Annotated in this window: 8 protein-coding genes; all 8 read left to right on the top strand. The window is 64.2% G+C overall.

Annotated elements, in window-relative coordinates; all coding sequences use genetic code 11:
- Window positions 1-149 precede the first annotated feature (149 nt).
- On the top strand, window positions 150-932 hold the full coding sequence (locus tag ASE35_RS07620) for a thioesterase domain-containing protein (RefSeq protein WP_082611170.1): 783 nt from the start codon (window positions 150-152) through the stop codon (window positions 930-932).
- 10 nt (window positions 933-942) lie between these two features.
- A complete protein-coding gene (locus ASE35_RS07615) occupies window positions 943-2,541 on the top strand; it encodes an MBL fold metallo-hydrolase (protein ID WP_056183362.1) in 1,599 nt (532 codons plus the stop codon).
- 69 nt (window positions 2,542-2,610) lie between these two features.
- On the top strand, window positions 2,611-5,013 hold the full coding sequence (locus tag ASE35_RS07610; RefSeq protein ID WP_162259029.1) for a penicillin acylase family protein: 2,403 nt from the start codon (window positions 2,611-2,613) through the stop codon (window positions 5,011-5,013).
- A complete protein-coding gene (locus tag ASE35_RS07605) occupies window positions 5,010-6,770 on the top strand; it encodes a cyclic peptide export ABC transporter (protein ID WP_057163456.1) in 1,761 nt (586 codons plus the stop codon). Before ASE35_RS07610 ends, ASE35_RS07605 begins: the two co-directional genes overlap by 4 nt.
- A gap of 38 nt (window positions 6,771-6,808) precedes the next feature.
- A complete protein-coding gene (locus ASE35_RS07600; protein ID WP_056183356.1) occupies window positions 6,809-7,291 on the top strand; it encodes a VOC family protein in 483 nt (160 codons plus the stop codon).
- A 33-nt stretch (window positions 7,292-7,324) separates the two neighbouring features.
- On the top strand, window positions 7,325-8,608 hold the full coding sequence (locus ASE35_RS07595; RefSeq protein WP_057163455.1) for a PLP-dependent aminotransferase family protein: 1,284 nt from the start codon (window positions 7,325-7,327) through the stop codon (window positions 8,606-8,608).
- Window positions 8,595-9,650, top strand: a complete 1,056-nt coding sequence (locus ASE35_RS07590; RefSeq protein WP_057163454.1) for an Ldh family oxidoreductase — start codon at window positions 8,595-8,597, stop codon at window positions 9,648-9,650. Before ASE35_RS07595 ends, ASE35_RS07590 begins: the two co-directional genes overlap by 14 nt.
- An 88-nt stretch (window positions 9,651-9,738) precedes the next feature.
- Window positions 9,739-9,996, top strand: a 258-nt coding sequence (locus ASE35_RS07585) for a hypothetical protein (protein WP_200957004.1), incomplete at its 3' end; no start/stop codon positions are given.

The following is a 9,996-nucleotide window of genomic DNA, read 5'->3' as shown; positions in this document are numbered from 1 at the left end:
CCTGCTCTCGCGTCTGGCCGGGCTGGGAGCCGTGGTGCCGGTGGCGATCGGGCTGGGCGTGGCGATCACGATCACGCTGCTGGTGGGCATGGCCACCTACCTGTCCACCCGCAGGATCCTGCGCGGCGAACCGGCCGAAGGCATGCGGTATGAATGAGTTTTCGCATACCTCGCCGTGGTGGGTCAGGCAGGTGGGCGATGCGCCGGTGCGCGCACGCCTGATCTGCCTGCCGTATGCCGGAGGTAACGCGCGCGTATTCCACGGCTGGGCGGAGTCCTTGCCGGGGATCGAAGTGCTGGCGATCGAGTCGCCCGGCAAAGGCGGTCGGGTGCTCGAGCCTCCCTGTGTCGACCTCGATCGCGTCTGCAAGACACTGCTGGCCGAACTGGCGCCGGTGTTGAACACGTCAGTGCCGTACAGTTTCTTCGGGCACAGCAACGGCGCGCTGATCGCGTTTGAACTGTGCTGTCGATTGCAGGCAGCCGGTGCGCCGATGCCGAAGCGGTTGTTGTTGTCGGCATGCGGGGCGCCATGGGCGCGCCAGAAGCTGAGTTACTCGACCCTGGACGACGCGGCATTCAAGGCCATGCTGCGCGACTTCAAGGCGACGCCGCCGGAAGTGCTGGAGTGCGAACCCTTGCTGGATCTGTTGCTGCCGGGGTTGCGCGCCGACTTCGCGCTCGCCGAGAACCACGCATGCGCGTGGCCTTCGTTGCGCGGCGTGGCCACGCGCCTCTTCTACGGCGCCGAGGACTCCATTCCGGAGCCGGAACTCGCGGCCTGGACGCAGCGCATCGAGTTGCCGGTCGATTTCGAATGCTTGCCGGGTGGGCATTTCTTTATTCACGACGAGCGGAAGCGTCTGCTCGCAGCGATCGCTCGAGAGCTGTCGGGCACGCTACGAGCGCGACCGGTCGTGCTCGCAAATTAAGGAAGAGGATATGGATAGCGAGAAACGCTGGTACTTGCGGCCGGACGTCTATGTCGAGCCGCTGGTGAACCACTGGTACGCGTGGCCGAACCTGATCGCGCCGCTGACGTACGCGATGTACATGAGCAAGACGCACCGCCGCCTGATGCATTCCTTCGTGAAGAACACGGAGCTGCACATCCTGGCGAACCAGGATCCCGAGCTGGCCGGTGGTGGCGAATTCGTTGACTGCAGCCGCGAGCAGCTGGGGCAGGTGCAAGCCCTGCTGCAGAGCTTCGACAACGAATACGGTCTGTACGCCGAACTCGCCGAGGCGATCCGCGAACTGGACGTGCTGGTCCGCGCCCATCGCAGCGGCGAGTCGATCGAGCCGCTGTATGCGAAGGTGCCGGAACTGCTCAAGGGCTACGTCGAACTGCACATGGACCTCTATCATCAGCCCGGGTATCGGCTGATCGAGCCCCTGCTGTATCGCAGCCGCTATTACGACGAGTCGATGCAGTCGGTATCGCTGGGCATCCTGGCGCCAGGCCAGAAGCGGCCGTTCGTGCTCAGCACGCCTCGCCTGGCCGATGAGCGGCATTTGCACATCCGCCTGCCGTTCCGCTCGCCATGGTGGGATCGGCTGTTCAGCGCACGCACCAGGCCGCTCTCGCGCGAAGAAATCGATGCGCTGTTCGACGACGCGCCGGGCGAGGGTGGACTGGACTACCTTTCGCTGTTCACCGATACGGCGCCGCCGGTCCACCGGGCACCGAATGATGGCGTCCGGCTACGTTACATGGGACACGCCGGCTTTCTCGTCGAGAGCGGTGCCTGCGCGTTGATGGTCGATCCCGTCATCGCCACCTGCACCGACGACAATGCCGACAAGACCTATTCCTACGCGGACCTGCCCGAGCGCATCGACTATTTGTGCCTCACGCACAACCATGCCGATCACGTGAACCTGGAGACCTTGCTGCAGCTCAGGCACAAGGTCGACAAGGTGCTGGTGCCGAAGAACAACGGCGGCACCCTGGCCGATCCTTCGCTGCGCCTGCTGCTGACGCAGCTCGGATTCCAGGCGACGGAGGTGGACGACCTGGAAGAGTTCGCGCTGCCCGATGGCCGCATCGTGAGCATTCCGTTCCTCGGCGAACACGGCGACTTGAACATCCGCAGCAAAACGGCCTGGTTCTTCGAGTTGCAGGGCAGGAAGATCTATGCGGGCGCCGACTCCTCCAACCTGGAGCCGCGCATGTACCAGATGCTGCATGACTTCACCGGCGATCTGGACGTGCTGGCGATCGGCATGGAATGCGTCGGTGCGCCCTACACCTGGCTCTATGGCGCGCTGAATACGGAGTTGGTGCCGAAGAACGTCAAGGAATCCCGTCGCCTCAACGGCTCCGGCTTCCAGGAGGCGGCACGCATGGTCGAGGCATTCCAGCCGAAGCAGATGCTCATCTACGCGCTCGGCATGGAACCCTGGTACGGCTATTTCATGGGTCTGGAATACAACGAGCACTCCGAGCAGATCGTCCAGTCGACACGCATGGTGGAGCACGGCCGGACGCTCGGTCTTCCGGTCGAGCGCCTGTGCGGAAAGTACGCGCTTGAGCTTTGAGTCCGCTGTTCGCGCCGGCGCCGTGCCGGTGCGAGTGGCGCTGTTTGATGTTTCTTTCGAGTAATGACAATGAGAAGTGGTTTTCCGATACTCAAGCGTTTCGCATTGTTCGTGTTCCTACCGCTTGCGCTGTTGCTGGCATGGCTCTACGTGCATGGCCGTCAGGGGCTGCCGCCGCAAACGCAGACGGTGCAGGCGCCGGGCGGCGGATCGGTACGCATCGTGCGCGACGAGTACGGCGTGCCGCATCTGTACGCGGATCGCGATGAAGACATCTACTTCGCGATGGGCTACGTGCAGGCTCAGGACCGTCTGTGGCAGATGGAACTGGAGCGGCGGCTGGCTGCGGGGCGGCTGAGCGAGATCTTCGGCAAGGACCTGCTCATGCAGGATAGCTGGGTGCGCACGCTTGGGCTGCGCCGCTCCGCGCAGAGCGCGCACGCTGCCTTGAGCGAACCGGCGCAGCGTTCGCTGTCCGCATACGCGAACGGTGTGAATGCCTGGCTGCGCGAAGGACACCCGCTGCCGATCGAGTTCAGCCTGTTCCGCGTGCGCCCCGAGCCGTGGAGCGAAATCGACTCGCTGTCCTGGGGCAAGGTCTTCTCGCTGAGCCTGAGCGGCAATCTCGATCAGGAAATCGGCAAGGCCGTGGCAGGGCGTTATCTGCGTCCACTGCAGATGCAGTCCTTCTTCCACGGCGAGATCGATCCGACGGCGGACGAAGGTGCGCAGCCGTCGCCCGCTTCCCTGGTATCGCTCGGCACGCTCTCCAAGAACCTGCATCTGGACTGGAAGATCGGTGGTCGCGAAGTGGGCAGCAATGCCTGGGTCGTGGCCGGCCGTCATACCGCGAATGGCGGCGCCCTGCTTGCGAACGACCCGCACCTGGGGCTTCAGATGCCGTCGCCCTGGTATCCCGTGGTCCAGCATGGTGCGACGTTGCGTGCGCAGGGCATGAGCCTGGTCGGATTGCCGCCGGTGATTTTCGGCCAGAACGGCCAGATCGCATGGGGCGGCACCGCGATGATGGCCGACGTGCAGGATCTCGCGGTGCAGCGTTTCGACCCGAAGGATCCGGATCTCTACCTGGCCGATGGCGCATGGGTGCCGGTGGAAAGCCGCACGGAAGACATCAGCGTCGCGCCGGCGTTTCCGTCCTTCCTGCACCAGGCGCTGAAGCCGGTCCGGATCGATGTGCGCAGCACGCGCGATGGACCGATCGTCAGCGGCATGCGCGGCAAGGCCGTCGGCCAGCCGCTAGCCTTGCGTTGGACCGCGTTGCAGCCGGGCGACCGCAGCTACGAAAGCATGTACGCCGTGAGCTACGCGAAGGACTGGGAGACGTTCAAGGCGACCTACCGGCATTACGTGGCGCCCGCCCTGAATATGCTGTACGCCGACCGTGACGGGAACATCGGTTACCTGGGCATCGGCGCGATCCCGATCCGGCGCAAGGGCGATGGCTCACTGCCGGTGCCCGGCTGGAACCCGGATTTCGCGTGGCAGGGGCAGATTCCGTTCGACGCCATGCCATCCCGTTACAACCCGCCGGAGGGCTACATCGCCTCCGCCAACGACCGCCCGGTCGACGACGACTATCCGTATTTCATTTCCAATGACTGGGCACCGCCGGCGCGCGGCCAGCGTATCCGGGAGATGCTCGAGCAGGCGATTGCCTCCGGTCGTCGGTTGAAGCTTGAGGACATGCAGGCGATCCAGACGGACGAGCGCAGCCTGTCGGCCCGCCGGCTCGTGCCGGTATTGACCGCGATCAAGCCCGCCAACGAGGAAGAGCGCAAGGCATTGGCGCTGCTCAAGGGCTGGTCCGGCGACATGAGCGCCTCGAGTGCCCAGGCGGCCCTGTTCAATGTATGGATGAGACACCTCTCGGCGGGGTTATTCGGTGGCGTGCTCGGCGACGATTGGATCCGCCACGACGAGATTCAATACGTGCGCGCTGTCCTGGACACGGCCACGGTCGACCAGATCCAACGGGCGTTGACCGACCCGCATGCGCTCTGGTGCGACCCGCGGGTACCGGAAAGCGGCGACCGGTCCTGTCGCGGCGTGCTGCGTGCAAGTCTCGGCCAGGCGCTGGCCGAGTTGCAGCGGCGCAGCGGCAAGGACGAGGCGGACTGGCGCTGGGGCGACATCCACCATGTCCAGTATGCGCATCAGCCATTCAGCAATATCCGGGGCCTGTCCGGTCTGTTCGAGCGTCGCGTCGACAGTGGTGGCGGACCGGACAGCATCAAGGTCTCCGCCTACTCGGTGGACGGCACCAATGGTTACGTCGGTAATTACGGCGCCAGCTCACGCCAGCTCATCGCGCTGAGTCGACAGGGCGTGCAACACCAATACATGAACTCGACCGGGCAATCGGGCAACTGGATGAGTGCTCATTACGCCGACATGGTGCAGCCGTTCACGCGCGGCGAGTACTACACGCTCACCGCTGGAGATAAGAAATGAAGCTGCGCCGACGCAAACCCGACGAACGGCCGCGCCGCCGCCTGAGTCTGATGTCCGAGTTCGGGCGCTTCGCGCCGACCCGCGTGTTCCTGGCGGTGCTGGCCGGCGGGCTTTCCGGCTGCCTCTACGCACTGGCGATTCCGCTGATCCTGACCGCGCTGAGCGGACCCGAGGGCGGACTCACTTCTGCCGACGCCCAGGTGCAGATGTTTCTGGGTTTCGAGGTGAGCAACGGCCGGCTGGCGGCATTCTTCGCCCTGTTTTGCCTGCTCATCCTGATTACCCGGGCTACGGCCTCGATCCTGGTGGCACGCGTGTCGATGGACTTGTCATCGAACCTGCGCCAGCGGCTGTGTCGGCGCATCGTGCAGTCCAGCTATCCGCAACTCGAAACGCTGGGTCAGGCCAAGCTCACCGTGGCGGTCACCGATGACGTGCGGCGCATCATCGGCGGCGCCGCGGTGGTGCCGCAGTTGCTCATCAATGGCGTGATGCTGGTCGGGATCTTCGGCTTCCTCTGGTACATCAACACGCCGGTGTTCCTGTTCGTGTTGGGGGCGGTGATCTTCGGCGTGGTGACGTTCCACATTCCGCTGTTGTTCGCCAATCGCCATTTCCATCGTGCTCGGCAGTTGTACGACACATTGGAGAAGGGTGTGCGCGGCCTGATCCTCGGCATCAAGGAACTCCAGCTAGACCGGCATAAGCGAAGCGGCTATTTCGAGCAGATCCTGCAGCCTTGCGAACGGGAATTGCTCCGCTCCGAGAAGAAGGCAATGACCATCATGCTGGCGGCCAACAGCTATGGCGACTTGCTGTTCTTCTTCGCCATTGGTGCCATCGCGTTCGTGTTCGTCAATTATCACGAAATCTCCGGTAGCGACCTGGTGGCGGTGGTGATGGTGCTGCTGTACATCACCGGGCCGATCGCCGTCATCCTCAACACCTTGCCAAGCATGTCGATGGCTGCGGTATCGCTGCGGAAAATCGAGGAGATCCTGGGCAAGCTGCCGGAGCAGATCGAGGCGGAGCGTCCGCTGCGCCAGCGCGACTGGAGCATCGTCTCGTTCGCGGGGGTCGGCTACCAGCATCGCACCGACAAGGCGCACGACGGATTCACGGTCGGGCCGCTGGACTTTTCGATCCGCAAGGGCGAGGTCACCTTCATCGTCGGTGGCAATGGTTCCGGCAAGTCGACGCTGTGCAAGATGCTGTCGCTGCACTACCCGCCGGCGAGCGGTCGCATCCTGTTCGACGAGCAGGCGGTGGACGCGGAGTGCATCGACGACTATCGCCAGAACATCGCCACCGTATTCTCCGATTTCTACCTGTTCGACCGACTGCTTTCGCCGATAGACGACGCGAAGCTCGAGGCGGCCAACCGCTACCTGTGCGAGCTGGCGATCGACCACAAGGTGCAGATCAAGGACGGCTTGTTCTCCACCACCGACCTGTCGGACGGCCAGCGCAAGCGCCTGGCGCTGGTGGTGTCGTTCGTCGACGACAAGGAGCTTTACCTGCTCGACGAGTGGGCGGCGGACCAGGATCCGGTTTTCAAGAGGGTGTTCTACACGGAGATCCTGCGTGACCTGAAGGCCCAGGGGAAGGCCGTTGTCGTGGTCAGCCACGACGACCGCTATTTCCACGTCGCCGACCAGCTATTGATCATGGAGGATGGAAAGATCGTCGAGAAGCGCAACGGGGATGAAGTTCCTCATGTAGCCAGCACCAAAGTGGTCGAAGCCACGCCTGCCTGAAATCATCGGGCAGCAACTACTATGGAAGGAGAAAGTGTATGGAATCGGGTCCCTTTTTGCGCATCGACCACCTTGCGATCGCTGTCCATGATCTGGAAGAGGCAATCCTCCTTTATCGGGACACCTTGAAGTTGCCGCTGGTCGAGCGGCGCGAGACCGTCGGAAAGTACACCGGCATGCGCTCTGCCGTCATGTCGGCGGGAAATTTCCAGATCGTGCTGATCGAGGGCACCTCCCCGGAATCGCAGGTGAGCCGTTACGTCAACGAGTATGGGCCGGGCGTGCAGCACGTCGCGTTCGAAGTCGAGGACATCGAGAACACCCAGCGCGCCCTGGCGGAGAATGGACTGGAGTTCTGCACCAGCGTGCTGGATGCGCCCGGCCTGCGCCAAACCTTCAGCAAGCGCGACAAGGTGTCGGGGATGATGTTCGAGCTGATCGAGCGTACCGGCGAGACCGGTTTCAAGGAGGCCAATATCAACCGTCTGTTCGAGGAACTGGAGCGCGCCGATGCTTATTGAGTGGCTGCACGCCGGCAATACGGGAGGGGCGACGTGAGTACGCAGACGAACACATCGCGGTTGGCGGTGATGAATTTCCTCAACGAAGTCGCGGGCGACTTCCCCGACGCCATTTCCCTGGCGTCGGGGCGTCCGGCGGAGGCCTTCTTCGACCTGGAGCGGTGGCTGGATTCGATTCCGCAGTACCAGCGCGAATTCGCCTCGCGGCGGGACTTGTCGTACGCCGATGCCGGGCGGCTCTTGGCGCAGTACGGCCGGACCAACGGCATCGTCAACGAACTCATCGCCGAGCAGCTCGCACTGGACGAAGGCGTGCACGGCCGGAGCGAGCATATCGTGGTCAGCGCAGGCTGCCAGGAGGCGCTGGCGCTGTGCATGTTGTCGTTGTGTCAGGACAAGAACGATGTGGTGATCGCGCGCGATCCCACCTATATCGGCATGACCGGCGTGGCGGATCTTCACGGTATCGAGATCGTGCCGCTGCATTCGAAGGATGACAGCCAACTGGCGGCCGAGCTGGAGGAGGTCGCGGAAAAGCTGCGTCACCAGGGGAAGCGGGCGCGGGCATTGTATCTGATCCCCGAATTCGACAATCCCACCGGGACCGTATTGTCGCTGGAAGCACGAGAGGCGCTGCTGAGCGTGTGCGCCGGGCAGCGCATCGCGGTGCTGGAGGACAACCCGTATGGGATGTTCCGCTACGAAGGCGAGCGCCTGCCGACTTTGTATGCGCTCGATCGCGCGGGTTGCGTGATCTACCTGTTCACCTATTCCAAGACGCTGTGCCCGGCCGTACGGGTCGGAGGCGCTTTGGTGCCGGACACGCTGTTCGGCAGTGCGGAGGCGGCCCGCACGCTGGTGGCGAACCTCGGCGAACGCAAGAGTTTCTTGACCGTGAACACCAGTCAGCTGAACCAGGCGCTGATCGGCGGCATGCTGTTGGCGCAGCAGGGAACGCTACGCGAGCTGATCGCCCCGCAGCTAGAGCACTACCGCCGGAATCGCGACCTGTTGCTGGCCGCGCTGGAAAAGGAGTTCGCCGATCAGCGCGATGCCGTGCACTGGAATCGTCCTGAGGGCGGCTTCTTCCTCACGATGAAGCTGCCGTTTTCGTTCGGGCAGGCAGAGGTGCTGCGGTGCGCGCGCGAGCAGCACGTCATTCCGATGCCGCTATCGTTCTTCTCGCTTTCGGGAACGTGTCAGGACAGCATCCGGCTGGCCTTCAGCAATGTCGAGCCGTCGCTGATCGGCGAAGGCGTGGCGCGGCTCGGTCAATTCGTCCGCCAATGCCAGGAGGTGTGCGATGCGGCGGTATGACGCGGAGGTCGTGCATGCGGCGATGGTCGCGCTGATGCGCGATCGCGGAATTTCGGCGGCGCATGCGGCGGACGTCGCGGATGCTCTAGTGGATGCCTCATTGCGGGGCATCGATACGCATGGCGTGCGGCTGCTCGATTTCTATCTCAAGGAAATCGAAGGCGGCCGCGCCAAGAAGCAGCCGTCGTTCCGCATTCACGGCGATTATCCGGCGGCGGCGCTGTTCGATGCCGACGACGCCCTCGGCGTGGTGGCGGGGGCGGCGGCGATGCGAGAGGTCATCGGTCGCGCGCGGAAGGCCGGCATCGCCGCGCTGGCGGTGAGTCGCTCCAACCACTTCGGCCGTGCCGACTACTTCGCGCGCATGGCCGCCGCCGCCGGGCAGATCGGATTGGTCTTCAGCAACTCCGATGCCCTGGTCGTGCCTTTCGGCGGGGTCGTTCCGCTCAACGGTACCAATCCGCTGGCGATGGCCGCGCCGGGCCTGGACGACGACGGCTTCTATCTGGACATGGCGACCAGCCAGACCGCCTATTCGCGCGTGCTGCTTGCGCTTCGCCACGGCCTGCCGGTGGAGCCGGGACTGGCCACCAACCAGGAGGGCCAGGACCTTTCGCACGGCGGCGATCTGGGCGCGTTGCAGCCCTTGGGCGGCATCAAGGGGCAGGGCCTGGGCATGATGATCCAGATCTTGTGCGCGCTGTTGTCCAACATGCCGTTCGATGCCGAACTCTCCAATCTTTACCGGGAACCCTACGACACGCCGCGCCAGATCAGTCATTTCATGGTGGCGATCGAGGTTGCCGCGTTCGTGGATCCGGCGGTTTTCAGGGCGCGGCTGTCCGAGCTGCTAGCGCAGTTCCGGCAAAGCCAGCCGGCCGGGGCAGCCCCGGTACGCGTGCCCGGCGACCCGGAACGCGAGGTGGAGGCCGATCGCCGACGGACGGGAATCCCGCTGGCCGAGGAAGACGTGGCGGTGCTTTCCGGCTACCTAGCCGTGGAGAGGGTCGCGGCCGACCACCCGGACGTCGCGATGACCTGACAGGGTTGAATCCATTTGGGCCGGTACACGCATCCAAGTTCCTGACAGCAGCCATGACCGCGACTGCGCCAAACAGGAAAGGGATCGCGTGGATATCAGGAGACAAGACATTCCGGTAGCCCCCTGGTGGCGTCGCCACCGGCGGTGGCTGCTGGTGTCGGCGGGTGCGGCGGTGGTGGTGGTGGCGGCGATGAGCGTGCTGGGGCGTGCCGACCAGCTGGCGTCGCGCGACCGGGTGGTGCTCGCGAAGGTGAAGCAAGGCGAGTTCCTGGTGCAGGTGCGCGGTGTGGGCGAACTTACGTCCAAGCACATCGAAGCGCCGCGCAAGGGCGAGCACGGCGGCCGC

Source organism: Lysobacter sp. Root916 (assembly GCF_001429785.1).
Taxonomy (GTDB): domain Bacteria; phylum Pseudomonadota; class Gammaproteobacteria; order Xanthomonadales; family Xanthomonadaceae; genus Lysobacter.
The sequence above is the reverse complement of the archived record's forward strand: the minus strand, read 5'-3'. Positions and strand labels throughout refer to the sequence as shown.

What these genes read in the sequence shown, in the direction of transcription:
- ASE35_RS07620 (WP_082611170.1), top strand. Translation starts at nt 150, where the DNA reads ATGAATGAGTTTTCGCATACCTCGCCGTGGTGGGTCAGGCAGGTGGGC.
- ASE35_RS07615 (WP_056183362.1), top strand. Translation starts at nt 943, where the DNA reads ATGGATAGCGAGAAACGCTGGTACTTGCGGCCGGACGTCTATGTCGAG.
- ASE35_RS07610 (WP_162259029.1), top strand. Translation starts at nt 2,611, where the DNA reads ATGAGAAGTGGTTTTCCGATACTCAAGCGTTTCGCATTGTTCGTGTTC.
- ASE35_RS07605 (WP_057163456.1), top strand. Translation starts at nt 5,010, where the DNA reads ATGAAGCTGCGCCGACGCAAACCCGACGAACGGCCGCGCCGCCGCCTG.
- ASE35_RS07600 (WP_056183356.1), top strand. Translation starts at nt 6,809, where the DNA reads ATGGAATCGGGTCCCTTTTTGCGCATCGACCACCTTGCGATCGCTGTC.
- ASE35_RS07590 (WP_057163454.1), top strand. Translation starts at nt 8,595, where the DNA reads ATGCGGCGGTATGACGCGGAGGTCGTGCATGCGGCGATGGTCGCGCTG.